The organism is Pseudomonas sp. PI1 (genome assembly GCF_000812405.1).
Lineage (GTDB): Bacteria > Pseudomonadota > Gammaproteobacteria > Pseudomonadales > Pseudomonadaceae > Pseudomonas > Pseudomonas citronellolis.
In genome coordinates this window covers 1-25,123 of sequence record NZ_JWMC01000002.1, presented here as the reverse complement: position 1 = coordinate 25,123, position 25,123 = coordinate 1, and the positions used below count along the sequence as shown (strand labels likewise).

The window sequence follows — 25,123 nt, the reverse complement described above, 5'->3', positions numbered from 1 at the left end:
CTGGAAGTGGCCGTCGTTTATAGCGATGCAATCTTACGTTTTTGTAACCATGCTGGCTTTTTGCCAAAGCCGGGCGCGGGGCGCCCGGCCCTTGCCGTCACTGCTTGTAGTAGACGATCTGGTTGCTGGTGGCGAGCAGTTCGCCGGCCTCGCTCCACAGCTCCGCGGCCTGGTCGAAGTAGCCGTTGCGGAAGGCCTGGCCGCGGGCGTCGCCGAGCAGGTAGCCGCTGCCGACTTCGGCCAGTTGCGCGGCGTCGGTGTGGAAGTAGGTGGTGATCGACACGGTGCCGGCCGGCACCGGGGTGGCGCGGCGCAGCCATACGCGCGGGTAGAAGATGTCGCTCATCGCCGCCAGGGCCGGGAAGTCCAGGGCCCGCGGCTGGGCGTCGCGCAGCCAGAGGCGGGTGCGGCTGTGCTCGCCGCTGCCGTCCCAGGTGCTGGGGAAGGCGCCGTCGATGGCGCGCATCTCGTACTGCTGCGCCCAGGCCACGCCCTTGCCGCTGGTGTTCAGCGGCGGCGTCTGCGCCGGCGCCGTGGCCTGCGGGCGCGCCAGGTCGAGTTCGCTCCAGGTCTCGCGGCGCAGGGCGGTGACCGCGGTGCCGGTGGTGGAGACCTGCTCCACGCCGTCGCCGTCCACCTGGCTCAGCTGCAGCAGCCAGTGCTGGGTGGAGCGGTTGGTGCGGATCGGCGTGGCGCGCACGGCGAAGGCGCCGGCCTCGATGGCGGCGGCGAAGTTCACCGTCAGCGCGACGGGCACGCCGAGCAGCCGCGGGTGGCGCAGCACGGCCTGCAACAGGGTGGCGGCGGTGATGCCGCCGAAGGGCCCGACCATGTTCCAGTAGTCGGCGCTGGTGTGGCCGTGGAACAGGTCGGCGTCGCGGGCGTCGGCTTCCAGGGCCAGGGCGCGGTCGAAGGGGTGCAGGGCGGAGTCGGTCATGCTCGGTGCTCTCGGCGCGGGTATCCGGTCCTTTTAGGGGAGCGGCCCGGGCGCGGTCAAGCGAACCGGGCGGTCAGGGCGTGACCTCGAAACGCAGGGTGCCGATCACCTGGCCGACCTCGGTGATCACCTGCACCTGCCAGCGCCCGGTCGGGTCGGCGGGGAAGTTCTGCTTGTGCGTCCAGGCGCGGTAGCCGGCCTCGCGGCCGCCGTGGATGTCCAGGGCGATGCGGTCGACTTCCTGGCCGTTGTGCAGCCACACGTGGAAGATGCGCTCGTCCAGGCCGCGCGGCGCGCTGATGGCGGTGTAGGCGTAGAGGCCCTGGGCACGGATCTGCGCGGCGCCGACCTGCTCGACGCTGTCGCCGGGGGTGCGCTGGCTGTTGTCGAACTGCTCGGTGACCGCCATTTCCGCCAGCCACAGGGTGGACGGCGGCACCCAGGCGCGGCCGAACCAGCCGACCACGCCGATGCACAGGGTCAGGCCGAGCAGGGCGAACCAGCGCCACCACTTGTGGATGCCCACCGACACCACCAGGCTGGGGAAGGACAGCGCCACGGCGATGCCCAGGGCCCAGCGGTAGCTTTCCGGGGTGCTCAGCTGGAGGATCAGCGGCAGCGCGGTGAGCAGCACGGCGAACAGCGTCAGGGTGTGGTAGCCGAGGAAGGTCCAGCGCCGCGGCGCCAGCCACTTGTAGTAGACCGGGTCGGTGATGGCGATCAGCCCGGCCAGCCCCAGGGCGCCGGTGAACAGGGCCTGGCCGCTGTTCCAGGTGGTGGTGACGAAGAAGAACGGCAGGACGAAGAACAGGCTTTCCTGGTGGATCAACTGGGTCGCGTAGCGCAGCAGCCCCGGCGGCACCGACCAGCCGAAGCGCTCCTTGAAGCGCTGGGTGAGCAGGTTCTCCAGCATCAGCCAGAGCCAGCTGACCAGCATGACGATGGCCATGGCGCGGGCGAAGCCGGCGCGGTGGCGGTCGACCATCATGAAGCTGAACAGCCCCGAGCAGAAGCCGAACAGGGCGACCAGCCGCGGGTAGCGTTCGAGGAGCGAGAGGGCCAGCGCGATCAGGCGCTGCACGCGGGATTTCAACACAAGCATGACGAAGGGCCGAAGCCGGACAACCGGAAGGGCGGGGATTGTAGCGCTTGTGCCGGGCGCGGGGCAGCGGCGCTGGACGGAGGGTAGGGTGGCCGGCGGCTCTTCGTAGGAGCGGACCTTGTCCGCGATAGCCGGACGTTCCGGCGCGATTCGCGGATGAGATCCGCTCCTACGCCGCCCCACCCGCGCCATTCCCCTGTAGGAGCGCGCCCTGCGCGCGAATCGCGGGCAGGGCCCGCTCCTACAAGGGTTGGCATTCAGCCCCGTAGGATGGGTATCGCTCCGCTCAACCCATCCTACGAAGGCTTGTGTGCGGGCTCTGACGCCACCCCGCCACTCAACTCCTCGCGGGCATAGTCGACGAACAGCCGCGCCGGCTTGGTCAGCTGGGCGCGCTTGAGCCAGGCGGCCACCAGGCCGGAGGCGCTGACGTCTTCGGCGATGTTCACCATCACCACTTTCTTGCCGTCGTAGGTGCACTCCGAATGCGGCCGGGTGACCAGCACCGAGAAGCCGAAGCCCTGGCCGACCATGCCGCGCACCATCTCGATGGAGGGCGAGCTGAAGGCGATGTTCGGCGTCAGCCCCAGTTCCTCGAAGATGCTCACGAAGTAGGTGCGGCTGGGTTGCACGTCGAGCAGGATCATCGGTTCCAGCGCCAGGTCGCGCAGCGACACCTGGGCCTGGCGGGCGAAGCGGTGGTCGGCCGGGAGCAGGGCGTAGGGGCGCTGCGCCGGCATCAGCGGCTCGGTCTCGATGGTGCCGTCGAGGTCGTGGCGGTACAGCAGGGCCAGGTCGAAGCGCCCGGAGGTCAGGCCCTGCACCAGTTCCTGCTGCTCGCCGTCGCGGATGCGGATCTCCACCCCCGGGTAGCGTTCGCGGAAGCCGGCGATCAGCCGCGGCAGGTACAGCGGCGCCACCGTCTCGAAGCAGGCCAGGTCGATCTGCCCGGCCACCACGTCGTTGTCGGCCAGGGCGTTCTGCTCGAACTCGTGGGCCATGCGCAGCAGTTCCTGGGCCTTGCGGTAGAAGCGCGCGCCGCTGGGGGTGAGGGACACGCCCTGGGCATGGTGGCGGATGAACAGCTGCACGCCGAAGCTCTCTTCCAGGCCCTTGATCGCCGTGGAGATCGACGGCTGGGCGATGTAGAGCTTGCGCGAGGCCTCGGCCACGCTGCCGCATTCCACTGTGGTCACGAAATACTTCAATTGCCGCAAGGTATAGGAAGCCACTGCAAGACCTCTATGGCGCGGCTTCGCCGGTGGCGTGCGCGCTCTCGTTGTGTCATCGGTTCATCGGGAAGCAAGGATCGGGCCCGCCGGCCTGCGCCGGGGAGCGCCGAGGCGCCTCCAGGTGCCGCACCATAACCCAGCATGGCGCACTTTGCCGGTGCGCGCCTGCCCAGCTTTTTCATATATCCCGAAGACATATTTAATATTTTTCCTCCGCCGGGGCATGCGCGACCATCAGGGGTACCACAGAACAAAACAATAATTGCTCGTGAGCAGGAGTGCCCTGGTGTATCAACTCAGCGACTGGCAGCAGCGTGCAGCCCGCCAGACCTTCATCGACGCCGCCCTGATCGATGGCCGCCGCATGGCCGCCGCCGACGGCGCCACCTTCGCATCCATCGACCCGGCCACCAACCGCCTGCTGGCCAACGTTGCCGCCTGTGGCGCGGCTGAAGTCGACGCCGCCGTGCGCAGCGCCCGCCGTGCCTTCGAGCAGGGCCCCTGGGCGCGCATGGCGCCGCGCGAGCGCAAGGCCGTGCTGCTGAAGCTGGCCGAGCTGATGCTGGCCCGCCGCGACGAGCTGGCCCTGCTGGACTCGCTGAACATGGGCAAGCCGGTGATGGACGCCTGGAACATCGACGTGCCCGGCGCCGCCGGCGTCTTTTCCTGGTACGCCGAGGCCCTGGACAAGCTCTACGACCAGGTCGCCCCGACCGCGCCCAACGCCCTGGCCACCATCACCCGCGCGCCCCTGGGCGTGATCGGCGCCGTGGTGCCGTGGAACTTCCCTCTCGACATGGCCGCCTGGAAACTGGCCCCGGCCCTGGCCGCCGGCAACTCGGTGGTGCTCAAGCCGGCCGAGCAGTCGCCGTTCTCGGCCCTGCGCCTGGCCGAGCTGGCCCTGGAGGCCGGCCTGCCCGAAGGCGTGCTGAACGTGGTGCCGGGCCTCGGCGAGCACGCCGGCAAGGCCCTGGGCCTGCACCCGGACGTGGACTGCCTGGTGTTCACCGGCTCCACCGAAGTGGGCAAGTACTTCATGCAGTATTCCGCCCAGTCCAACCTCAAGCAGGTGTGGCTGGAGTGTGGCGGCAAGAGCCCGAACCTCGTGTTCGCCGATTGCCGCGACCTCGATCTTGCGGCTGAAAAAGCGGCATTCGGCATTTTCTTCAACCAGGGCGAGGTCTGCTCGGCCAACTCGCGGCTGCTGGTGGAGCGTTCCATCCACGACGAATTCGTCGAGCGCCTGATCGCCAAGGCCCGCGACTGGGCCCCGGGCGACCCGCTGGACCCGGCCAGCCGCGCCGGCGCCATCGTCGACGCCAAGCAGACCGCCAGCATCCTGCGCTTCATCGAGGAAACCCGCGGCAGCGCCGCTACCCTGGCCTGCGGCGGCCGCCAGCTGAGCTTCAATGGGTCGGGCAACTTCATCGAGCCGACCATCTTCACCAACGTCGACCCGCAGCAGCGCCTGGCCCGCGAGGAAGTCTTCGGCCCGGTGCTGGCGGTGACCGCCTTCGACAGCGAGGACGAGGCCCTGCGCCTGGCCAACGACAGCCCCTTCGGCCTGGCCGCCTCGGTGTGGAGCGACGACCTCAACCGCGCCCACCGCGTGGCCGGCCGGTTGAACGTCGGCACCGTGTCGGTGAACACCGTGGACGCGCTGGACCCGGCCATCCCCTTCGGCGGCGGCAAGCAGTCCGGCTTCGGCCGCGACCTGTCGCTGCATTCGTTCGACAAGTACACCCAGCTGAAAACCACCTGGTTCCAGCTGCGCTGAGGGCAGGCCCGGGGCCGGCGCACCGCCGGCCCGTGCTGCCACGGCGAACCGCTCGAGACGGCCGGTGAGACTGCCCAGGTAAGTCCGTCGCCCTCGATCCCCTGCAAACCCCTCAGGCCGGCTGCCGGAGCACCGCCGAGGGAACTAGGAGAAAGTCGATGACCGACAACACCAAAGCGCAACGCGAAACCCGCGACTACCAGGCGGCCGACGCGGCCCACCACATCCACGCCTTCCTCGACCAAAAGGCGCTGAACGCCGAAGGCCCGCGGGTGATGGTGCGCGGCGAGGGCCTGTACCTGTGGGACAACGACGGCAACCGCTACCTGGACGGCATGTCCGGCCTGTGGTGCACCCAGCTGGGCTACGGGCGCAAGGACCTGACCGCCGCGGCGAGCGCGCAGATGGACCAGCTGTCGTACTACAACATGTTCTTCCACACCACCCACCCGGCGGTGATCGAGCTGTCCGAGCTGCTCTTCAGCCTGGTGCCGGGCCACTACAGCCACGCCATCTACACCAACTCCGGCTCCGAATCCAACGAGGTGCTGATCCGCACCGTGCGCCGCTACTGGCAGATCCTCGGCAAGCCGCAGAAGAAGATCATGATCGGCCGCTGGAACGGCTACCACGGCTCGACCCTGGCGGCCACCGCGCTGGGCGGCATGAAGTTCATGCACGAGATGGGCGGGATGATCCCGGATATCGCCCACATCGACGAACCCTACTGGTTCGCCAACGGCGGCGACCTCACCCCCGAGGAGTTCGGCCGCCGCTGCGCGCAGCAGCTGGAGGACAAGATCCTCGAGCTGGGCGCCGAGAACGTCGCCGGCTTCATCGCCGAGCCCTTCCAGGGCGCCGGCGGCATGATCTTCCCGCCGGAGAGCTACTGGCCGGAAATCCAGCGCATCTGCCGCAAGTACGACGTGCTGCTGTGCGCCGACGAAGTGATCGGCGGCTTCGGCCGCACCGGCGAATGGTTCGCCCACCAGCACTTCGGCTTCGAGCCGGACACCCTGTCCATCGCCAAGGGCCTGACCAGCGGCTACATCCCCATGGGCGGCCTGGTGCTGAGCAAGCGCATCGCCGAGGTGCTGGTGGAGCAGGGCGGCGTGTTCGCCCACGGCCTGACCTATTCCGGCCACCCGGTGGCGGCGGCGGTGGCCGTGGCCAACCTCAAGGCGCTGCGCGACGAGGGCATCGTCACCCAGGTCAAGAACGACACCGGCCCCTATCTGCAGCAGTGCCTGCGCGAGGTGTTCGGTAACCACCCGCTGATCGGCGAGATCCAGGGCGCCGGCCTGGTGGCGGCGCTGCAGTTCGTGCAGGACAAGGCCACCCGCAAGCGCTTCGACAACGAGAACGACCTGGCCTGGCGCTGCCGCACCATCGGCTTCGAGGAGGGCGTGATCATCCGTTCCACCCTCGGCCGCATGATCATGGCCCCGGCCCTGGTGGCCGGCCGCGCCGAGCTGGACGAGCTGGTGGACAAGACGCGCCTCGCGGTGGACCGCACCGCGAAAGAGATCGGCGTGCTCTGACGCCAGTCTCGCAGGCGCTGCCTTCCGTAGGATGGCGTTGAGCGCAGCGATACCCATCGATGGGTATCGCCGTGCACATCCCCTCCTGCGAGCAGCGCCCTTTGCCACAACCGAACAACAACGCCGCGGGCCCACGCAGGCCCGCGCCGTGGAACCTTTTTGCCGCCCGTTCGGCAACTGCCCAGCAATCCAAACCAACAACGCCAACCGGCTGTGGGAGTTCGTTCCATGAAATCGTCCTTGCATTGCATCCTCGCCTGCGCGGTCCTCGCCGCCACCGGCGCCGCCCAGGCGCAGGATCTCACGGTGATCTCCTTCGGCGGCGCCACCAAGGCCGCCCAGGACAAGGCCTACTTCAAACCCTTCGATGCCAGCGGCGCCGGCAAGGTGATCGCCGGCGAGTACAATGGCGAGATGGCCAAGGTGAAGGCCATGGTCAACGTCGGCAAGGTCACCTGGGACGTGGTCGAGGTGGAAAGCCCCGAGTTGCTGCGCGGCTGCGACGAGGGCCTGTTCGAGCGCATCGACCCGGCCGCCATTGGCGACGAGTCGCAGTTCGTCCCCGGCACCTTCAGCGAGTGCGGCGTGGCCACCTACGTCTGGTCCATGGTCATGGCCTACGACAGCAAGCGCCTGGCCAAGGCGCCGACCTCCTGGGCGGACTTCTGGAACGTCAAGGACTACCCGGGCAAGCGCGGCCTGCGCAAGGGCGCCAAGTACACCCTGGAAGTGGCCCTGCTGGCCGACGGCGTGAAGCCCGAGGACCTGTACAAGGTGCTGGGCACCCCCGAGGGCGTCAGCCGCGCCTTCAGGAAACTCGACGAGATCAAGCCCTACATCCAGTGGTGGGAAGCCGGCGCGCAGCCGCCGCAGTGGCTGGCCGCCGGCGACGTGGTGATGAGCGCCGCCTACAACGGCCGCATCGCCGCCGCGCAGAAGGAAGGCGTGCCGCTGGCCATCGTCTGGCCGGGCAGCCTCTACGACCCGGAATACTGGGCGGTGGTCAAGGGCACGCCGAACAAGGCGCTGGCCGAGAAGTTCATCGCCTTCGCCAGCCAGCCGCAGACGCAGAAGGTGTTCTCCGAGAACATCCCCTACGGCCCGGTGCACAAGGGCACCCTGGAACTGCTGCCGGCCGACGTGCAGGCCGCGCTGCCCACCGCCCCGGCCAACCTGCAGGGCGCCCGCTCGGTGGACTCGGCCTTCTGGGTCGACCACGGCGAGGAACTGGAACTGCGCTTCAACGCCTGGGCGGCCCGCTAAGGCCCCCCGGCCAACCCGAGTGCCCGGCGTGCCGGGCACCGCTTTGCCTTGCGAGAACCACAATGACAACGACGCAAACCCCGGCGGCGACCCGCGCATGAGCCGCCGCAGCGGATTCTTCTTCGACGAACGCTGCTTCTGGCACGCCGCCGGGCTGCACGCGCTGATCCTCCCGGTGGGCGGCTGGCTGCAGCCGCCGGCCGGCAGCGGCCACGCCGAGTCGGCGGAGAGCAAGCGGCGGCTGAAGAGCCTGATGGATGTCTCGGGCCTGAGTGCGAAGCTCAAGCTTTCCAGCGCGCCGCTGGCCAGCGAGGAGGACCTGCTGCGCGTCCACCCGCTGGACTACCTGCAACGCTTCAAGGCCATGAGCGACGCCGGCCATGGTGAGCTGGGCGAGGAGGCCATGGTCGGCCCCGGCACCTACGAGATCGCCCGGCAGTCCGCCGGGCTGGCCATCGCCGCGGTGGACGCGGTGCTCAGCGGCGAGCTGGACAACGCCTACGCGCTGTCGCGGCCGCCGGGCCACCATTGCCTGGCCGACCGCGGCATGGGCTTCTGCTACCTGGCCAACATCGCCGTGGCGGTGGAGGCGGCGAAGGCGCGCCACGGCATCCGCCGCGTCGCCGTGCTGGACTGGGACGTGCACCATGGCAACGGCACCCAGTCGATCTTCTATGGCCGCGACGACGTGCTGACCCTGTCGATCCACCAGGCCGACTGCTTCCCGGTCGGTTCCGGCGCCGTGGAAGAGCAGGGCGAAGGCGCCGGCCTGGGCGCCAACGTCAACGTGCCGCTGTATCCCGGCAGTGGCGACGACGCCTATCGCCACGCCATGCAGCGCATCATAGTGCCGGCCCTGGAGCGCTTCCGCCCGGAGCTGATCGTGGTCGCCTGCGGCTTCGACGCCAACGGCGTGGACCCGCTGGCGCGCATGCTCGCCCACAGCGAGACCTTCCGCGCCCTCACCCGCAGCGTGCGCGAGGCCGCCGAGCGCCTGTGCGACGGGCGCCTGGTGCTGGTCCACGAGGGCGGCTACGCCGAAGCCTACGTGCCCTTCTGCGGCCATGCGGTGATCGAGGAACTGGCCGGAGTGGCCACCGAGGTGGTCGACCCCTTCCTGCCGATGCTCGAAGGCCAGCAGCCGGACGCGGACTTCCGCGCCTTCCAGCGCCAGGCCATCGAGCGCATGGCGCAGAAGCTGGGCCTGTAGGCCGGCATCAAGCCTGCGGCAGCGTGCCCGGGCGCAGGTAAGTCAGCACGTGCGCGACGTAGTCGGCCTTGCCCAGTTCGATGCCCAGGCTGCGCAGGATGGCGTAGGCGGTGATGCAGTGGAAATAGAACTGCGGGAACGACCAGTCGCGGGCGTACTGCTGGCTGTCCATGTCGAAGATGATGCCGTTGGGCAGGTCGAGCGCGATCGGCGCCTCGGGCCTGCCATCGAGCGCATCGCCGGGCAGGTCGGCGAGCGCTGCCAGCGCTTCGGCGATGCAGGCCCGGGCATCCGCCAGGGTGCCCGGCCGCTCGTTCGACGCCCAGCCGTCGTTGCGCACCTGCAGCCACGCCTGCGGAACGGCCAGGCCGCGTAGGCGGTAGGTCGGCTCCAGCGCCTGGAAGCAGGCGAAACGCACCTGCGCGGCCAGCGGGTACATGTCCGGCGCCAGGCGTTGCGCCATCAGTTCGTCGACGTCGTTGCCGGCGGCGCTTTCATGGGCGGCGGCCTTGTCGAGCCATTGCGAGAGGTTCGTGAGCATGTGGGTGAACGAGGGGACGAGAAGGCTGGTCAGCGGCATGGCGGGCTCCGGGAAAGGGGAGCCGTCAGCTTAGTCCGGGCTCGCCGGCCGTGCTGCGCCATGAAGTCCCTGTCGTACTTGGCCTGCTGTGGATATCGCGGACGGAGTCCGCTCCTATACCTCCAGGGAAGCACGGCTTTTCGTAGGATGGGTTGAGCGAAGCGATACCCATCCTACGAAGAGCATGCGGCGCGTGCTGGCTGTGGGTCCTTTGTCTCCGGCTGACCCCAGCCTCCCCACACACGCCGAACGGTCCCCTCTCCCTCCGGGAGAGGGTTAGGGTGAGGGGCCGTTGAGGCACGGGGCGTCATGTTTACCGTAAGCGGGCCCTGCCCGCGATTCGCGCGCAGGGCGCGCTCCTACAGGGGAATGCGGCGCAAAAAAAGAGGGAGCCCGAAGGCTCCCCTGGAGAGAAACCGCGGCGGGGGATGCCGCGGTTGGAGCGCTGGCCGCGGCTCAGGCGGCGCGGAACAGGTTGTGCGGGTCGATGACGAATTTCTTCGGCACGCCGGCATCGAACTCGCCGTAGCCCTTGGGCGCTTCGTCCAGGGTGATGACTTCCACCCCGACGATGTCGGCGATCTTGATGCGGTCCCACATGATCGCCTGCATCAGCTGGCGGTTGTACTTCATCACCGGGGTCTGGCCGGTGTGGAAGCTGTGCGACTTGGCCCAGCCCAGGCCGAAGCGGATGCTCAGCGCGCCGTGCTTGGCGGCGTCGTCCACCGCGCCCGGGTCCTCGGTGACGTACAGGCCCGGGATGCCGATCTGGCCGGCCACCCGGGTGATGCCCATCAGCGAGTTGAGCACGGTGGCCGGGGCCTCGTGCTGCGAACCGGAATGGCCGTGGCCGCGGGCCTCGAAGCCTACCGCGTCGACCGCGCAGTCCACTTCCGGCTCGCCCAGCAGGTCGGCGATCTGCTCGTGCAGCGGGGTGTCCCTGGACAGGTCGGCGATCTCGAAGCCCTGGGCCTTGGCGTGGGCCAGGCGGGTCGGGTTGACGTCGCCGATGATCACCACCGCGGCGCCCAGCAGGCGGGCAGAAGCCGCAGCCGCCAGGCCGACGGGACCTGCGCCGGCGATGTACACGCTGCTGCCCGGGCCGACGCCGGCGGTGACCGCGCCGTGGTAGCCGGTGGGCAGGATGTCGGACAGGCAGGTCAGGTCGCGGATCTTCTCCATGGCCTTCTCGCGGTCCGGCAGCTTCAGCAGGTTGAAGTCGGCGTAGGGCACCAGCACGTATTCGGCCTGGCCGCCGACCCAGCCGCCCATGTCGACGTAGCCGTAGGCGCCGCCGGCGCGCGCCGGGTTGACCGTCAGGCAGACGCCGGTGTGCTGCTCCTTGCAGGTGCGGCAGTGGCCGCAGGCGACGTTGAAGGGCACCGAGACCAGGTCGCCGATCTTCATGGTTTCCACGCCGCGGCCGATCTCCACCACCTCGCCGGTGATCTCGTGGCCCAGCACCAGGCCGGTGGGCGCGGTGGTGCGGCCGCGCACCATGTGCTGGTCGGAGCCGCAGATGTTGGTGGAGACTACCCGCAGGATCACCCCGTGGTCGATCTGCTTGCCTTGCGGGTCCTGCATCTTGGGATAGGGGATGTTCTGAACTTCGACCTTACCTGGGCCGAGATAAACCACACCACGATTGCCAGACATACGCATTCCTCTTTTTTGTCGTTGTGGGTACAAATGCGCGGCGCGGCGGCCACGCGGCTTTGCACTGGGAATTCGAGCTGGAAGCTCAAAGCGCGAAGCTTGAAGCCAGGCCGCATGCTTCCAGCTTCAGGCTTCCCGCTTCCAACTGCTCTTTTTAGAGAACCACCGTCCGATTCGCGTTGAGGAACACCCTCCGCTCGATGTGGTAGCCCACCGCTCGCGCCAGGGTCAGGCACTCGACGTCGCGGCCTTTGGCGATCAGGTCCTCGGGGTAGTGGGCGTGGTCCACGGCCTCGACGCCCTGGGCGATGATCGGGCCCTCGTCGAGGTCGTTGTTGATGTAGTGGGCGGTGGCGCCGACCAGCTTGACGCCCTTCTGGTACGCCTGGTGGTAGGGCTTGGCGCCCTTGAAGCCGGGCAGCAGCGAGTGGTGGATGTTGATCGCCCAGCCGTCCAGCCTGCGGCACAGCTCGGGGGAAAGCACCTGCATGTAGCGGGCGAGGATCACCAGTTCCGCGCCGCTTTGCTCGATCACCTGCCACACCTTGGCTTCCTGGGCGGCCTTGTCCTGCGGGTCGAGGGCGAAGTGGTGGTAGGGGATGCCGTGCCAGCGCGCCAGGGGCTCCAGGTCCGGATGGTTGGAGACCACCGCCGCCACGTCCATCGGCAGCTGGCCGATGCGCTGGCGGTAGAGCAGGTCGTTCAGGCAGTGGTCGGCCTTGGAGACCATGATCACCACCTTGCTGCGGTAGCCCGGCGGGGTCAGTTCGGTCTTCATCTGGAAGGGCTCGACGCGCTCGGCCAGGCTGGCGCGGAAGGCCGCCTCGTCGAAGCCGGCCGGGGCGCGGAACTCCACGCGGATGAAGAAGCGCTGGGCCAGGCGGTCGTCGAAGGAGTGGTGCTCGGTGACGTAGCACTGCTGTTCGAACAGGTGGCGCGTCACCACGTCGACGGTGCCGAGCAGGCTCGGGCTGTCGGCGGTGAGGATCCAGGTATCGGGGGTGCGGCTCATGACATGGCTCCGGTGGCGACGCGGGAGGGCGGGCCGGGTGGCCCGCCCGCCGGGATCAGGCGGCGATCTGCAGGCCGTACTCGGCGCTGGCGTCCTGCAGCCACAGCCAGAAGTAGTCGGCGAAGCTGCGGCGCACCACCAGTTCCCAGGTGTCCTCGCCGGTGTGGCGGATCACGCATTGGGACTTGGCGAAGATGCTGCCCACCGCCTTGCCCACCGGGAAGTTGCTCGGGTGCACGTCGTAGCTGGTGGACTTCATCAGCAGTTCGCGCACCTTGGGCCCGGTGAGTTCCAGCAGGGTCTGCCCGCCGCTGACGTTGACCACCGAGTAGTGCAGGTCTTCGCCGAGGGTTTCGCGCAGTTTCTTCTCAACAGTGAATTCCTCGCCGCCGGGGACGATCAGCAGCCACTCGTCCGGGCCCAGCCACTGCAGCGAGACCTCGCCCTTGGCTACCAGGCCCAGGGCCACCGGCAGCTCCAGGCCCAGGGCCTTGTGCACGCCTTCGGCGAAGGCGGCTTCATGGGGATTGCCGCGCAGGGTCAGGTGGCCCAGCAGCTTCTTCTCGCGCAGGGTGATGCCGGCGTTGGCGACGCTGCGGCCGGCGAGCTTGTCCAGCTCGGCGTGGTGCAGCGGGGTCTCGACTTTCACCCCGGCTTCGGGGCATTGCTGGTAGAGGTTTGCCTTGCTCATTCGTATTCACCTTGGGGCGCCGTGCGCCCTGGAATCCTGACGCCCTCCTCCTGGCGGAGGAGGGCTCGGCCTTCGCTTGCGGCTTGTCGCTTACCGCTTGCAGCTGCTCTTAATCCACATTCTGCCGTTCGCCTTTCGGGTCGTAGAACACCGAGCTGCAGATTTCCGCCTCGATCACCCGGCCGTCGACCAGGGGCGCGTAGACCTTCTCGCCCATGCGCTTGAGGCCGCCCTTGACCACCGCCAGGGCGAAGCCGTAGCCGAGGGTGCTGCTCATGTAGCTGGAGGTGACGTGGCCGACCATGTTCATCGGGATCGACTGCTGGGTGGTGAACACCAGCTGGGCGCCTTCGGGCAGCACGTCCATGGGGTTGGTGGGTTTCAGCCCGACCAGTTGCTTGCGGTCTTCGCGCAGGCAGTCGGCGCGGTTCATGCCGCGCCAGCCGATCCACGAGAAGGGCTTGGTGCGGCCCACGGCCCAACCCATGTTGAGGTCGTCCGGGGTCACCGAGGCGTCGGTGTCCTGGCCGACAATGATGAAGCCCTTCTCGGCGCGCAGCACGTGCATGGTCTCGGTGCCGTACGGGGTCAGGTCGTACTTCTTGCCGGCCTCGACTATGGCTTCCAGCACGCCCATGGCGTAGTTGGCCTGGATGTTCACCTCGTAGGAGAGCTCGCCGGTGAAGGAGATGCGGAATACCCGCGCCGGCACGCCGGCCACCTTGCCTTCCTTCCAGGTCATGAAGGGGAAGGCGTCCTTGTCCAGGTCGATGTCGGTGACCTCGGCCAGCAGCTTGCGGCTGTTGGGGCCGGACAGGGTCAGGGTGGCCCAGTGGTCGGTGACCGAGGTGAAGTACACCTTCAGCTCCGGCCATTCGGTCTGGTGGTACAGCTCCAGCCACTCCAGCACGCGGGCGGCGCCGCCGGTGGTGGTGGTCATGACGAAGTGGTTGTCCGCCAGGCACGCGGTCACGCCGTCGTCGAAGACCATGCCGTCTTCCTTGCACATCAGGCCGTAGCGGGCCTTGCCCACGTCCAGCTTGGTCCAGGCGTTGGTGTAGACGCGGTTGAGGAACTCGCGGGCGTCCGGGCCCTGGATGTCGATCTTGCCCAGGGTGGAGGCGTCCAGCAGGCCCACTGACTCGCGCACCGCGCGGCATTCGCGGGCCACGGCGGCGTGCATGTCCTCGCCGGCTTTGGGGAAGTACCAGGGGCGCTTCCACTGGCCGACATCCTCGAACTCGGCGCCGTTCTTCACGTGCCAGGCGTGCAGGGCGGTGAAGCGCACCGGCTCGAACAGGTGGCCGCAGTGGCGGCCGGCCACGGCGCCGAAGGTCACCGGGGTGTAGTTCGGGCGGAACATGGTGGTGCCGGTCTCGGCGATGCTCTTACCCTGGGCGCGGGCGGCGATGGCCAGGCCGTTGATGTTGCCCAGCTTGCCCTGGTCGGTGCCGAAGCCCAGCGCGGTGTAGCGCTTGACGTGCTCGATGGACTCGAAGCCCTCGCGGCAGGCCAGTTCGATGGCCGCGGCGGTGACGTCGTTCTGCGGGTCGACGAACTGCTTGGGCGCGCGGGAGGTGGGCTTCTCGTGGGGCACCTGGAACAGCGCCACGGTCGGCTCCTCGACCCGCTCGGAAGCCTTCGGCAGCTCGCCTGCGACGGCCTTGAAGCCGGCGTCCTCGGCGGCCTGGGTGCCGGCGTTGTAGCCGTCCTGCAGGTTGTCGGCGAGGCGGAACACGCCGTTCACGGCGCCTGCGCAGATGCGCTTCTGCAGGCCTTCGCCGGGGACGAAGGCGAGGATGTCCTCGCGCCACTCGGGCTTGCCGCCCAGGTGCGAGGCCAGGTGCACCACCGGGCTGTAGCCGCCGGAGCTGGCGATCAGGTCGCAGTCCAGCCAGTCGCCGGGGGCGGTGACCTTCAGGCGGATGGGGTCGATGGCGGCGATTTTCGCGCCGCTCACGCGCTTGCCGCCGCGGGCTTCGATCACCGCGCTGCCGGTGATGACGCGCATGCCGCGCTTGCGGGCTTCTTCCACCCACTCGCCGCGCGGGTTGGCGCGGGCGTCGGCGATGGCCACCACTTCCAGGCCGGCTTCCTGCCAGTCCAGGGCCACGCGGTAGGCGTAGTCGTTGTTGGTGGAGAGCACCAGCTTCTTGCCCGGCGCCACGCCGTAGCGGCGCACGTAGGTGGAGACCGCGCCGGCCAGCATGTTGCCCGGCAGGTCGTTGTTGGCGTACACCAGCGGCCGCTCGTGGGCGCCGGCGGCGAGCACCACGCGCTTGGCGCGCACGCGGTGCACGCGGTGGCGCACCTGGCCCAGCGGCGCGGTTTCACCCAGGTGGTCGGTGAGGCGCTCGTGGATGGTGAGGAAGTTGTGGTCGTGGTAGCCGTTCACCGTGGCGCGCGGCAGCAGCACGACTTCCGGCAGCGACTTCAGTTCGGCCAGCACCTGTGCCACCCATTCGGCGGCGGGCTTGCCGTCGAGGGTCTCGCGGGTGTCCAGCAGGCTGCCGCCGAACTCTTCCTGCTCGTCGGCCAGGATCACCCGGGCGCCGGTACGCGCGGCGGCCAGGGCGGCGGCCAGGCCCGCGGGGCCGGCGCCGACCACCAGCACGTCGCAGTGGCGGTTCATCCAGTCGTAGCTGTCCGGGTCGACCTCGGTGGGCGCGCGGCCAAGGCCGGCGGCCTTGCGGATGTACTTCTCGTACGTCAGCCACATGGACTGCGGGTACATGAAGGTCTTGTAGTAGAAGCCGGGGGGCATCATCTTGCCGCCGACCTTGCCGAACACGCCCATCAGGTCGTTCTGCACGTTCGGCCAGCCATTGGTGCTGCTGGCCACCAGGCCCGGGTACAGGGCCTGCTGGGTGGCGCGTACGTTGGGCACCTGGGTGGCCTCGCGCGAGCCGATCTGCAGGATGGCGTTGGGCTCCTCGGCGCCGGCCGCGACTATGCCGCGGGCGCGGGAGTACTTGAAGCTGCGGCCGACCACGTCGACGCCGTTGGCCAGCAGGGCGGCGGCCAGGCTGTCGCCGGCGAAGCCCTGGTATTGCTGGCCGTTGAAGGTGAAGGTCAGCGGCTTGCTGCGGTCGATGCGACCGCCACGGGAAAGGCGATTGATCTGGCTCATGTTCAGGCCTTCGCGACTGCGGGCTGGGCGGCGGGTTTCTTCTCGGCGCTGGTCACGCTGGGTTTCTCGCCGATCTTGTAGGTTTCGAGAATCTCGTAGGTCACCGTGTGGCGGGTGGCGTTGAAGTACTGCCGGCAGCCGGCGGCGTGCACCCACAGCTCGTGGTGGATGCCGCGCGGGTTGTCGCGGAAGAACATGTAGTCGCCCCACTCCTCGTCGGTGCAGGCGCCGGGGTCCAGCGGGCGCGGGATGTGCGCCTGGCCCTTGGCGTGGAATTCCTCTTCGGAGCGCAGCTCGCCGCAATGGGGGCAGAAGATGTGAAGCATGGTCTAAACCTCCGGGGTTGCCTTCCGTGGGAGGCGGGGCGCCGGCTCTTCGCCGAACCACCCTCTCCCGCCCTTCGGGCACCCTCTCCCGCAAGCGGGAGAGGGGAATCAGTTGTCGCCCTGCGGGCGAATGTTCAATGTGCGACAGCCGCAGCACCGTGCTCGTCGATGAGCGCGCCACTGTGGAAACGTTCGATGGAGAAGGGTGCGGCCAGCGGATGCGGCTCGCCGGTCGCCAGGGTGGCGGCGAAGACGTTGCCCGAGCCGGGGGTGGCCTTGAAGCCGCCGGTGCCCCAGCCGCAGTTGAAGAACAGGTTCTTCACCGGCGTCTTGCCGATGATCGGGCAGGCGTCCGGGGTGGTGTCGACGATGCCGCCCCACTGGCGGTTCATGCGCACGCGGGAGAGCACCGGGAACATCTCGACGATGGCCTGCAGGGTGTGCTCGATCACCGGGTAGGAGCCGCGCTGGCCGTAGCCGTTGTAGCCGTCGATGCCGGCGCCGATGACCAGGTCGCCCTTGTCCGACTGGCTGATGTAGCCGTGCACGGCGTTGGACATGATGACGCTGTCGATGATCGGCTTCAGCGGCTCGGAAACCAGCGCCTGCAGCGGGTGCGATTCGATCGGCAGGCGGAAGCCGGCGAGCTTGGCCATATGCCCGGAGTTGCCGGCGGTGACCACGCCGACGCGCTTGGCGCCGATGAAGCCGCGGTTGGTCTCGACGCCGATCACCGCGCCGTCCTGCTTGCGGAAGCCGATGACTTCGGTCTGCTGGATCAGGTCCACGCCCAGGGCATCGGCGGCGCGGGCGAAGCCCCAGGCCACCGCGTCGTGGCGGGCCACGCCGCCGCGGCGCTGCACGGTGGAACCCATGATCGGGTAGCGGGCGCTCTTGGTGCAGTTCAGGTAGGGGATTTCCTCGGCCACCTGCTTAGCGTTCAGCAGCTCGCCGTCCACGCCGTTGAGGCGGTTGGCGCTGACGCGGCGCTCGCCGTCGCGCATGTCCTGCAGGGTGTGGCAGAGGTTGTAGACGCCGCGCTGGGAGAACATGACGTTGTAGTTGAGGTCCTGGGACAGGCCCTCCCACAGCTTCATGGCGTGCTCGTAGAGCTGCGCCGACTCGTCCCACAGGTAGTTGGAGCGGACGATGGTGGTGTTGCGCGCGGTGTTGCCGCCGCCCAGCCAGCCCTTCTCCACCACCGCGATGTTGCGGATGCCGTGTTCCTTGGCCAGGTAGTAGGCCGTGGCCAGGCCGTGGCCGCCGCCGCCGACGATGACCACGTCGTACACCGGCTTGGGCGTGGGCGTGCGCCACATGCGCTGCCAGTTCTCGTGGTGGCTCAGTGAGTGCTTTAACAGGCCGAAGCCGGAGTAGCGTTGCATGTGGGTGCTCCTGAAAATCTCGTGTCGCGGCGTTCTACCTGTAGGAGCGGGCCCTGCCCGCGATGCTTTCGGCCATTCGCGGGCAGGGCCCGCTCCTACGGAGCAAGGGCCGCGGGAATCTCAACGATAGACCGGGAAGTCGGCGCACAGGCCGGCGACCTGGGTGGCCACCTTGGCCTCGACGTCGGCGTCGCCCAGGTGGTCGAGCACGTCGCAGATCCAGCCGGCCAGTTCGCGGCTCTGTTCTTCCTTCAGGCCCCGGCTGGTGATGGCCGGGGTGCCGACGCGGATGCCCGAGGTGACGAACGGGCTCTGCGGGTCGTTGGGCACGGCGTTCTTGTTCACCGTGATGCCCACGCGGCCGAGGGCGGCGTCGGCTTCCTTGCCGGTCAGGCCCTGCTTGACCAGGCTGATCAGCATCAGGTGGTTGTCGGTGCCGCCGGAGACCACGTCGTAGCCGCGGTCGATGAAGACTTCGGCCATGGCCTTGGCGTTCTTGATCACCTGGGCCTGGTAGTCCTTGAACTCCGGCTCCAGCGCTTCCTTGAAGCACACCGCCTTGGCGGCGATCACGTGCATCAGCGGGCCGCCCTGGGCGCCGGGGAATACCGCGGAGTTGAGCTTCTTCTCGATCTCCTCGTTGCTGCGAGCCAGGATCAGGCCGCCGCGCGGGCCGCGCAGGGTCTTGTGGGTGGTGGTGGTGACCACGTCGGCATAGGGCAGCGGGTTCGGGTACAGGCCGGCGGCCACCAGGCCGGCGACGTGGGCCATGTCGACGAACAGCAGCGCCCCGACCTTGTCGGCGATGGCGCGGAAGCGCGGGAAGTCGAGGGTCTTGGAGTAGGCGGAGAAGCCGGCGACGATCATCTTCGGCTCGTGTTCCACGGCCAGGCGCTCGACCTCGTCGTAGTCGATCAGCCCGGTGGCGGTGTCCAGGCCGTACTGCACGGCGTTGTACAGCTTGCCGGAAGAGGAGACCTTGGCGCCGTGGGTCAGGTGGCCGCCGTGGGCCAGGCTCATGCCCAGGATGGTGTCGCCGGCGTTGAGCAGCGCCAGGTACACCGCCGAGTTGGCCGAGGAGCCGGAGTGCGGCTGGACGTTGGCGTAGTCGGCGCCGAACAGCTGCTTGGCGCGATCGATGGCCAGCTGCTCGACTTTATCCACGTGCTCGCAGCCACCGTAGTAGCGCTTGCCCGGGTAGCCTTCGGCGTACTTGTTGGTCAGCCCGCTACCCTGGGCCTGCATGACGCGCTTGCTGGTGTAGTTCTCCGAGGCGATCAGCTCCAGGTGGTCTTCCTGGCGTTGTTCCTCGGCGGCCATGGCGGCGAAGAGTTCGTCGTCGTAGCCCTGGATCTGGTCATGCTTGCTGAACATCGCGGTCTCCGTGCGACAGGCGCGTCGCTTGTGGGTGGAGGCTGCCCTGACCGCCCGCGCCGGGGCCTGGCAGGGCTCGGTGCGAAGGGGTCGGTATTAGCCAGTTGCAATCGATTGTGCGCAATAGCCAGCCCCCCCATTTGCCTGTTTGCGACGTCAAAATGCCCAAACCTACCTGCGCGCTGCACCGCCCGTCCCTGCTTCGTCTGCGCCGGGCCCGCGGCAGCCGCGAAGGCGTCGGCGCGACATCGCCAAGGGTGTAAGCTGGAGGCCGCCAGCGCCCCCGGCGCATGTCGCAGAAGAACAAGAAAAGCAGGCTGTCCTGACTGCCGTCGCCCCGCCCCGCGGAAAACGCCGTGCCAGCCAGCGCAGTGGAGGTATCGATAATGCTCAGCGCTGTCCCGACCAACGGTCGCGAACACCAACCCGACGCCGTTGCGGCCACCGCCACCAGGACCTTCGGCTTCCTGCTGGTGCCCAACTTCACCACCATCGGCTTCGCCTCGGCGGTGGAAACCCTGCGCATGGCCAACCTGGCGGCGCACCGGCCGCTGTACCGCACGCTGCAGATCGCCGCGGACCTGGAGCCGGTGCGCGCCAGCAACGGTATGCGCGTGGTGCCGGACCACGGCATCGACGAGGTGCCGCGCCTGGACGCGCTCTTCGTGGTCGGCTCCAACCCCATCCCGGCCAAGTGCGACCGGCGCCTGCTCGACTGGCTGCGCAAGCTGGCCCGCCAGGGCGTGCCGCTGGGCGGCATCTGCACCGGCAGCCACCTGCTGGCCAGCGCCGGGCTGCTCAAGGACTACCGCTGCACCATCCACTGGGAAGACATCGAGCAGCTCAAGGAGCGTTTCCCCGGCATCGTCATCTCCAACCAGCTGTTCGAGCTGGACCGCGACCGCTACACCTGCTCCGGCGGCACCGCGGCCATGGACATGACCCTGCAGCTGATCGCCCGCGAGCCGGGCGGCGTGGAGATCGCCACCCGCGCCGCCGAGCTGCTGCTGTGCGACCGCATGCGCGGCTCCCGCGAGCAGCAGCGCATCCCCCTGCGGCAGAAGCTAGGCAGCGCCCAGCCCAAGCTGAGCCAGATCGTGGCGATCATGGAGGCCAACCTGGAGGAGCCGCTGGAGCTGGACGAACTGGCGCAGCTCAACGAGGTGTCGGTGCGCCAGCTGGAACGCCTGTTCCACAAGTACCTGCAGCGCACCCCCAGCCAGTACTACCTGGAACTGCGCCTGAACCGCGCCCGCGACCTGCTGCTGCGCAGCGAGGCGCAGATCCGCGAAATCGCCCTGTCCTGCGGCTTCACCTCGCCGGCACACTTCTCCAAGTGCTACAGCCGCTTCTTCGGCTGCTCGCCGCGCGGCCAGCGCAAGCAGAGCCCGCTGGGGGCCTGAAACGCGAAAAGCCGTGCCCGGGGGCACGGCTTTTCGTTACGGATGGCGCGGCCGCCTCAATCCTCCATCGGCCGGTGCGCCGTCTCCCGCACGCAGAGCATCGCCAGCAGCGCCACCGCCGCCGCGGCCACCAGCATCCAGGCCGGCGCCAGCTTGTTGCCGGTGAGGCTGATCAGCCAGGTGGCGATGAACGGCGCGGTGCCGCCGAACAGCGCATTGGCGGTGTTGAAGCTGAAGGCGAAGCCGGTGTAGCGCACGCGGGTGGGGAAGATTTCCGCGAGGAAGCAGGGCAGGGTGCCGTCGTTCATCGCCAGCATCAGGCCGAAGCCGATCTGGATCAGCAGGATGAAGGCGAAGCCCTGGTTGCCCAGCAGGCGGAACAGCGGCACGGTGAGCGCCAGGAACAGCAGCGAGGCGGCCACCAGCATGGTTTTGCGGCCGAAGCGGTCGGACAGCTTGCCCATCAGGAAGATGAAGCCGATGTAGGTGGTCAGCGATACGGTGGAGGCGAGGAAGGAATCGCTCTCGCTCATGCCCATCTCCGCGGACAGGTAGGTCGGCATATAGCTGAGGATCAGGTAGAAGGCCACCGCGTTCAGGCAGGTGGCGCCCACGGCCACCAACAGGTGCTTGCGGTGGGTGCCGAACAGCTCGCGGATCGGTGCGCGGTGCTGGCCCTGCTTCTGCTCCATGGCCGCTTCCATCTCGCGGAACTTCGGGGTATCGGCCAGGTGCAGGCGGATGTAGCGGCCGATCAGGCCCAGGGGCGCGGCTAGCAGGAAGGGCAGGCGCCATCCCCATTCGTGCAGTTGGGCGCTGTCCAGGTGCGCGTACAGCTGGGCGGCGAACAGCGAGCCCACCAGCAGCCCGGCGGCGGTGCTGGCCGGCACCAGGCAGGTGTAGAAGCCGCGCTTGCCTTCCGGGGCGTACTCGGCGAGGAAGGCCGAGGCGCCGGCGTATTCGCCCGAGGCGGAGAAACCCTGCACCAGGCGGATGGCCAGCAGCAGCCCCGGCGCCGCCAGGCCGGCCTGGGCATAGCCGGGCAGCAGGGCGATGCAGAAGGTCGAGCCGGACATGATCAGGATCGACAGCGACAGCGCGTTGCGCCGGCCGAAGCGGTCGCCGATGTGGCCCCAGACGATGCCGCCGATGGGCCGCACGATGAACGACAGGGCGAACACCGCGAAGGTCGCCAGCAGGCCGGAGACCTTGTCGGTCTGCGGGAAGAACACCACGGCGATGACCGCCGCCAGGTAGCCGTAGGCGGCGTAGTCGAACCACTCGACGAAGTTGCCCATGAAGGCCGCGCTGGCGGCCCGGCGCAGGACGCGGCGTTCCTCGGAGACGGGGGCGTTCATGGCGCTTCGGCCGTAGGCCAGGGGTTGCTGGGAGAGGCTCATTGTGCGCCTCCCGCCGGTTGGGCGCAGTGTTGCGCGGGGGTGTCGGGAGCGCCGCTGGCGCCGTGCGTGAAGGTGACCATTGCCCATACCTCTGTTGTTATCGAAATGGAAGTTCGGCAGCGGGTAAGTCGTGGCTGGCGCGGATACGCCCGGCGCAGCCTCTTGTTCTTATCGGTCGTGGCACCGCCCCCGGGGGCGGTGGTGCTCGTTCTGCAAGCGAAGAAGCCGCGTGCTGTGCGCACGCGGCTCCCGAGGTCATTTACGGATGATGTTGCGCTGCGGCCCGTAGGGGAACCGGGTGATGTTCTCGGCGCCCTGCTCGGTGACGATCAGGATGTCGTGCTCGCGGTAGCCGCCGGCGCCCGGCAGGCCCTCGGGGAGCATGATCATCGGCTCCATGGAGACCACCATGCCCGGCTCCAGCACCGTGTCGATGTCCTCGCGCAGCTCAAGGCCGGCCTCGCGCCCGTAGTAGTGGCTGAGGGTGCCGAAGGAGTGGCCGTAGCCGAAGGTGCGGTATTGCAGCAGGTCGTGTTCCAGGTAGATCTCGTTCAGCTCGCGGGCGATGTCGCAGCAGCGCGCGCCGGGCCTGATCAGCTTCAGGCCGGCCTCGTGGACCTTGACATTGACCTCCCACAGGCGCAGGTGCTCGTCGGAGCAGTGGTCGAGGAACAGGGTGCGTTCCAGCGCGGTGTAGTAGCCGGCGATCATCGGGAAGCAGTTCAGGCTGAGGATGTCGCCCTTGTTCACCTTGCGCGAGGTCACCGGGTTGTGCGCGCCGTCGGTGTTGATGCCGGACTGGAACCAGGTCCAGGTGTCCATCAGCTCGCCGTCGGGGAAGCGCTTGGCAATCTCGCGGATCATGGCCTGGGTGGCGTGCAGGGCCACTTCGTATTCCGGCACCTGGTCGTGCAGCGCCTCGACCACCGCGGCGCCGCCGATGTCGGCCACCTGGGCGCCGTGGCGGATGATGGCGTGCTCTTCGGCGGACTTGATCATGCGCATGCGCATGCAGGCGGCGGCTACGTCCACCAGCTCGGCGTCGGGGTAGCGGGCGGCGAGCTTGTCGCGGTTCTGCAGGTTCAGGTGGTCGAACTCCACGCCGATGCGCCGGGCCTTGGGCAGGGCCTGCTGGATGGCGGCGAAGTAGTTGTCGCGCTGCCAGTCGGTGTAGACGATGTTGTCGGTGCCCTGGGTGCGGCGCCAGGGCTGGCCGCCGTCGATGTTGGCGCTGATGCTGACCACGGCGTCCTGGGTGACCACCAGGGCGTAGGGGCGGCCGAAGGAGCAGTAGAGGAAGTCGGAGTAGTAGTTGATGTTGTGGTAGGAGGTGAAGACCGCGGCATCGATGCCCGCCTCGGCCAGGTGGGCGCGCAGTCTGGCCTGGCGGTTGGCGTATTCCTGCCCGGAGAAGGTCGGGCGGACCTTCTGGCCGTTGCGGATGCGGATCGTCTGGGGCATTTGCATGGCGTTCTTCCTCGCTGCTTCTTGTCGGTCGACGCGCCTTTCTGGCCCGTCGTTGGAAGGCATTGCAGCAGAAGGCCGGGGCGCTCTTTTGCACGAATCCGACCCGAACTTGGACGTATCCGCTCGGCCCGCGCCGGGGCGCTCTTCGTAGGATGGGTTGAGCTTGCGAACCCATCGCCATGGCCTGATGGGTATCGCTTCGCTCAACCCATCCTACGGCGGCGTTTCTCGGTGTCGTGGGCGCAAAAAAAGAGGCCCGCAACGTGCTGCCGACACGTGCGGGCCTGTGGTGCAACCGGGGAAAGGGCTAGTGCAGCGCTGCCTGGCGCCGCTCCTGGGTCGGCGGGCGGCCGAAGTGCTCGCGGTAGCAGCGGGTGAAATGCTGCTGGCAGGGGAAGCCGCAGGCCCGCGCCACCTCGGCCAGCGGCCGGGCGCTGCCGCGCAGCAGCTGGCGGGCGTGGGCCAGGCGCAGGCGCTGGTAGTAGCGCGCCGGCGTGCATTGCAGGTAGCGCTGGAACAGGCGCTCCACCTGGCGCCGCGACAGGCCCAGGGTGGCCGCCAGCTGCGGCATGCCCAGGGGCCGCGTGAGGTGCGCGCGCATCAGCGCGATGGCGCGCTGCAGGCCGGCGTGGGGCGGCGTGGAGGCCTGGAGGGTGCCCAGGTTGCGTTCGTCGTCGAGGATGGTGCGCACGGCCTGGGCCAGCGCCGGGCCCTGGCTGCGGCCGATCAGTTGCAGCAGGGTGCTGGCGCAGTCGCCCTCGCCGCTCGCCGGGCGGCAGCCTTCCGGGCCGCAGAGCAGCAGCAGGTCGGCCGGCGGGCGCTGGGCGAGGCTGGCGTCGCAGTTCACGCACAGGCCGCTGCTGGCCCTGGCGGGGCTGCCGTCCAGGCTCAGCAGGGCCCACACGGCGCAGCTGGCGCCGGCCAGCAGGTTGGCCTGGCGCAGCGGCTCCAGGGCCAGCGCCAGGGCGAACAGGTCGAAGCCGTCCTGCAGCAGGAAGTTCACGTGGGCCGGGGCGGTGTCGTGCATGGCGCTCTCCTCAGCACTCGATGATGCTGACGGCCAGGCCGCCGCGGGAGGTTTCCTTGTACTTGTCGTGCATGTCGGCGCCGGTGTCGCGCATGGTGCGGATCGCCTGGTCGAGGCTGATGAAATGCTGGCCGTCGCCACGCAGGGCCATCTGCGCGGCATTGATGGCTTTCACCGCGGCGATGGCGTTGCGCTCGATGCAGGGCACCTGGACCAGGCCGCCGACCGGGTCGCAGGTCAGCCCGAGGTTGTGCTCCAGGCCGATCTCGGCGGCGTTCTCGACCTGCTCGGGGCTGGCGCCGAGCACTTCGGCCAGGCCGGCGGCGGCCATGGCGCAGGCCGAGCCGACCTCGCCCTGGCAACCCACTTCGGCGCCGGAGATGGAAGCGTTCTTCTTGCACAGGATGCCCACCGCGGCGGCGGCGAGGAAGAAATCCACCACGTCCTGCTCGCTGGCGTCGGGGTTGAAGCGCATGTAGTAGTGCAGCACCGCCGGAACGATGCCGGCCGCGCCGTTGGTGGGCGCGGTGACCATGCGCCCGCCGGCGGCGTTCTCCTCGTTGACCGCCAGGGCGTAGAGGTTGACCCACTCCATGGCGCTGAGGGTGGA

20 protein-coding genes and 1 pseudogene are annotated in these 25,123 nt (G+C 68.7%); 6 read left to right on the top strand and 15 right to left on the bottom strand.

All coding sequences use genetic code 11. The annotated features are described in order from the left end of the window. Window positions 1-97 precede the first annotated feature (97 nt). From RN02_RS00170 to RN02_RS00160, 3 genes are all read right to left on the bottom strand, one after another. Window positions 98-937: an acyl-CoA thioesterase gene (locus RN02_RS00170; RefSeq protein ID WP_043312485.1), complete on the bottom strand. Its 840-nt coding sequence runs from the start codon at window positions 935-937 to the stop codon at window positions 98-100. A gap of 73 nt (window positions 938-1,010) precedes the next feature. Beyond that, window positions 1,011-2,039 carry a DUF5924 family protein gene (locus RN02_RS00165; protein ID WP_043312483.1) on the bottom strand — a complete coding sequence of 343 codons (1,029 nt, stop codon included), beginning with the start codon at window positions 2,037-2,039 and terminating at the stop codon, window positions 1,011-1,013. A gap of 296 nt (window positions 2,040-2,335) precedes the next feature. Then, a complete protein-coding gene (locus RN02_RS00160) occupies window positions 2,336-3,271 on the bottom strand; it encodes a LysR family transcriptional regulator (protein WP_009614641.1) in 936 nt (311 codons plus the stop codon). Window positions 3,272-3,557: 286 nt separating this feature from the next. Between RN02_RS00160 and RN02_RS00155 the strand changes: the two genes are divergently transcribed. The 5 genes and pseudogenes from RN02_RS00155 to RN02_RS00140 all read left to right on the top strand — a co-directional run bounded on the left by RN02_RS00155 (window position 3,558) and on the right by RN02_RS00140 (window position 9,062). Further along, window positions 3,558-5,048 (top strand): aldehyde dehydrogenase, encoded by a 1,491-nt coding sequence (locus RN02_RS00155; RefSeq protein ID WP_043312481.1) that lies wholly within the window; start codon window positions 3,558-3,560, stop codon window positions 5,046-5,048. Window positions 5,049-5,093: 45 nt separating this feature from the next. Beyond that, window positions 5,094-5,167: pseudogene (locus RN02_RS34625) on the top strand (hypothetical protein); the annotation flags it as partial. 39 nt (window positions 5,168-5,206) lie between these two features. Continuing rightward, on the top strand, window positions 5,207-6,589 hold the full coding sequence (locus RN02_RS00150) for an aspartate aminotransferase family protein (protein ID WP_043312479.1): 1,383 nt from the start codon (window positions 5,207-5,209) through the stop codon (window positions 6,587-6,589). Window positions 6,590-6,817: 228 nt separating this feature from the next. After that, the gene (locus RN02_RS00145; protein WP_009614645.1) at window positions 6,818-7,852 is read left to right on the top strand and encodes an ABC transporter substrate-binding protein; all 1,035 of its coding nucleotides are present in this window, start codon (window positions 6,818-6,820) and stop codon (window positions 7,850-7,852) included. Between the two features lie 97 nt (window positions 7,853-7,949). Next, window positions 7,950-9,062 (top strand): class II histone deacetylase, encoded by a 1,113-nt coding sequence (locus RN02_RS00140; protein WP_043312478.1) that lies wholly within the window; start codon window positions 7,950-7,952, stop codon window positions 9,060-9,062. Between the two features lie 7 nt (window positions 9,063-9,069). On the opposite strand, the gene RN02_RS00135 is transcribed toward RN02_RS00140, so the two are convergent. From RN02_RS00135 to glyA, 8 genes are all read right to left on the bottom strand, one after another. Continuing rightward, complete coding sequence (locus RN02_RS00135) at window positions 9,070-9,642, bottom strand: DUF1993 domain-containing protein (RefSeq protein ID WP_043312477.1); 573 nt, start codon at window positions 9,640-9,642, stop codon at window positions 9,070-9,072. Between the two features lie 456 nt (window positions 9,643-10,098). Next, complete coding sequence (gene fdhA / locus RN02_RS00130) at window positions 10,099-11,298, bottom strand: formaldehyde dehydrogenase, glutathione-independent (RefSeq protein ID WP_043312476.1); 1,200 nt, start codon at window positions 11,296-11,298, stop codon at window positions 10,099-10,101. A gap of 154 nt (window positions 11,299-11,452) precedes the next feature. Then, window positions 11,453-12,310, bottom strand: coding sequence for a formyltetrahydrofolate deformylase (gene purU, locus RN02_RS00125; RefSeq protein WP_043312474.1), 858 nt, complete (start codon window positions 12,308-12,310; stop codon window positions 11,453-11,455). A gap of 55 nt (window positions 12,311-12,365) precedes the next feature. Further along, window positions 12,366-13,001 (bottom strand): sarcosine oxidase subunit gamma, encoded by a 636-nt coding sequence (locus RN02_RS00120; RefSeq protein WP_043312473.1) that lies wholly within the window; start codon window positions 12,999-13,001, stop codon window positions 12,366-12,368. A gap of 109 nt (window positions 13,002-13,110) precedes the next feature. Continuing rightward, the gene (locus RN02_RS00115) at window positions 13,111-16,131 is read right to left on the bottom strand and encodes a sarcosine oxidase subunit alpha (protein ID WP_043312472.1); all 3,021 of its coding nucleotides are present in this window, start codon (window positions 16,129-16,131) and stop codon (window positions 13,111-13,113) included. 2 nt (window positions 16,132-16,133) lie between these two features. Further along, window positions 16,134-16,457: a sarcosine oxidase subunit delta gene (locus RN02_RS00110; RefSeq protein ID WP_009614657.1), complete on the bottom strand. Its 324-nt coding sequence runs from the start codon at window positions 16,455-16,457 to the stop codon at window positions 16,134-16,136. A gap of 134 nt (window positions 16,458-16,591) precedes the next feature. Further along, window positions 16,592-17,842, bottom strand: a complete 1,251-nt coding sequence (locus RN02_RS00105; protein WP_043312471.1) for a sarcosine oxidase subunit beta — start codon at window positions 17,840-17,842, stop codon at window positions 16,592-16,594. Window positions 17,843-17,962: 120 nt separating this feature from the next. Further along, on the bottom strand, window positions 17,963-19,216 hold the full coding sequence (gene glyA / locus RN02_RS00100; RefSeq protein ID WP_043312470.1) for a serine hydroxymethyltransferase: 1,254 nt from the start codon (window positions 19,214-19,216) through the stop codon (window positions 17,963-17,965). 386 nt (window positions 19,217-19,602) lie between these two features. Between glyA and RN02_RS00095 the strand changes: the two genes are divergently transcribed. Further along, complete coding sequence (locus RN02_RS00095; RefSeq protein ID WP_009614660.1) at window positions 19,603-20,619, top strand: GlxA family transcriptional regulator; 1,017 nt, start codon at window positions 19,603-19,605, stop codon at window positions 20,617-20,619. 56 nt (window positions 20,620-20,675) lie between these two features. On the opposite strand, the gene RN02_RS00090 is transcribed toward RN02_RS00095, so the two are convergent. The 4 genes from RN02_RS00090 to RN02_RS00075 all read right to left on the bottom strand — a co-directional run. Then, window positions 20,676-21,977 (bottom strand): MFS transporter, encoded by a 1,302-nt coding sequence (locus RN02_RS00090; RefSeq protein ID WP_177331034.1) that lies wholly within the window; start codon window positions 21,975-21,977, stop codon window positions 20,676-20,678. Window positions 21,978-22,274: 297 nt separating this feature from the next. Beyond that, window positions 22,275-23,486 carry a M24 family metallopeptidase gene (locus RN02_RS00085; RefSeq protein WP_043312467.1) on the bottom strand — a complete coding sequence of 404 codons (1,212 nt, stop codon included), beginning with the start codon at window positions 23,484-23,486 and terminating at the stop codon, window positions 22,275-22,277. Between the two features lie 307 nt (window positions 23,487-23,793). Beyond that, window positions 23,794-24,513 carry a GlxA family transcriptional regulator gene (locus RN02_RS00080; protein WP_043312465.1) on the bottom strand — a complete coding sequence of 240 codons (720 nt, stop codon included), beginning with the start codon at window positions 24,511-24,513 and terminating at the stop codon, window positions 23,794-23,796. 10 nt (window positions 24,514-24,523) lie between these two features. Then, window positions 24,524-25,123: L-serine ammonia-lyase (locus tag RN02_RS00075; protein ID WP_043312464.1), on the bottom strand; the 600-nt coding region annotated here is incomplete at its 5' end.

What these genes read in the sequence shown, in the direction of transcription:
- RN02_RS00080 (WP_043312465.1), bottom strand. Translation starts at nt 24,513, where the DNA reads ATGCACGACACCGCCCCGGCCCACGTGAACTTCCTGCTGCAGGACGGC.
- RN02_RS00165 (WP_043312483.1), bottom strand. Translation starts at nt 2,039, where the DNA reads ATGCTTGTGTTGAAATCCCGCGTGCAGCGCCTGATCGCGCTGGCCCTC.
- glyA (WP_043312470.1), bottom strand. Translation starts at nt 19,216, where the DNA reads ATGTTCAGCAAGCATGACCAGATCCAGGGCTACGACGACGAACTCTTC.
- RN02_RS00095 (WP_009614660.1), top strand. Translation starts at nt 19,603, where the DNA reads ATGCTCAGCGCTGTCCCGACCAACGGTCGCGAACACCAACCCGACGCC.
- RN02_RS00140 (WP_043312478.1), top strand. Translation starts at nt 7,950, where the DNA reads ATGAGCCGCCGCAGCGGATTCTTCTTCGACGAACGCTGCTTCTGGCAC.
- RN02_RS00115 (WP_043312472.1), bottom strand. Translation starts at nt 16,131, where the DNA reads ATGAGCCAGATCAATCGCCTTTCCCGTGGCGGTCGCATCGACCGCAGC.
- RN02_RS00135 (WP_043312477.1), bottom strand. Translation starts at nt 9,642, where the DNA reads ATGCCGCTGACCAGCCTTCTCGTCCCCTCGTTCACCCACATGCTCACG.
- RN02_RS00110 (WP_009614657.1), bottom strand. Translation starts at nt 16,457, where the DNA reads ATGCTTCACATCTTCTGCCCCCATTGCGGCGAGCTGCGCTCCGAAGAG.
- RN02_RS00120 (WP_043312473.1), bottom strand. Translation starts at nt 13,001, where the DNA reads ATGAGCAAGGCAAACCTCTACCAGCAATGCCCCGAAGCCGGGGTGAAA.
- RN02_RS00085 (WP_043312467.1), bottom strand. Translation starts at nt 23,486, where the DNA reads ATGCAAATGCCCCAGACGATCCGCATCCGCAACGGCCAGAAGGTCCGC.
- RN02_RS00170 (WP_043312485.1), bottom strand. Translation starts at nt 937, where the DNA reads ATGACCGACTCCGCCCTGCACCCCTTCGACCGCGCCCTGGCCCTGGAA.
- fdhA (WP_043312476.1), bottom strand. Translation starts at nt 11,298, where the DNA reads ATGTCTGGCAATCGTGGTGTGGTTTATCTCGGCCCAGGTAAGGTCGAA.
- RN02_RS00105 (WP_043312471.1), bottom strand. Translation starts at nt 17,842, where the DNA reads ATGCAACGCTACTCCGGCTTCGGCCTGTTAAAGCACTCACTGAGCCAC.
- RN02_RS00150 (WP_043312479.1), top strand. Translation starts at nt 5,207, where the DNA reads ATGACCGACAACACCAAAGCGCAACGCGAAACCCGCGACTACCAGGCG.
- purU (WP_043312474.1), bottom strand. Translation starts at nt 12,310, where the DNA reads ATGAGCCGCACCCCCGATACCTGGATCCTCACCGCCGACAGCCCGAGC.
- RN02_RS00145 (WP_009614645.1), top strand. Translation starts at nt 6,818, where the DNA reads ATGAAATCGTCCTTGCATTGCATCCTCGCCTGCGCGGTCCTCGCCGCC.
- RN02_RS00090 (WP_177331034.1), bottom strand. Translation starts at nt 21,977, where the DNA reads ATGAACGCCCCCGTCTCCGAGGAACGCCGCGTCCTGCGCCGGGCCGCC.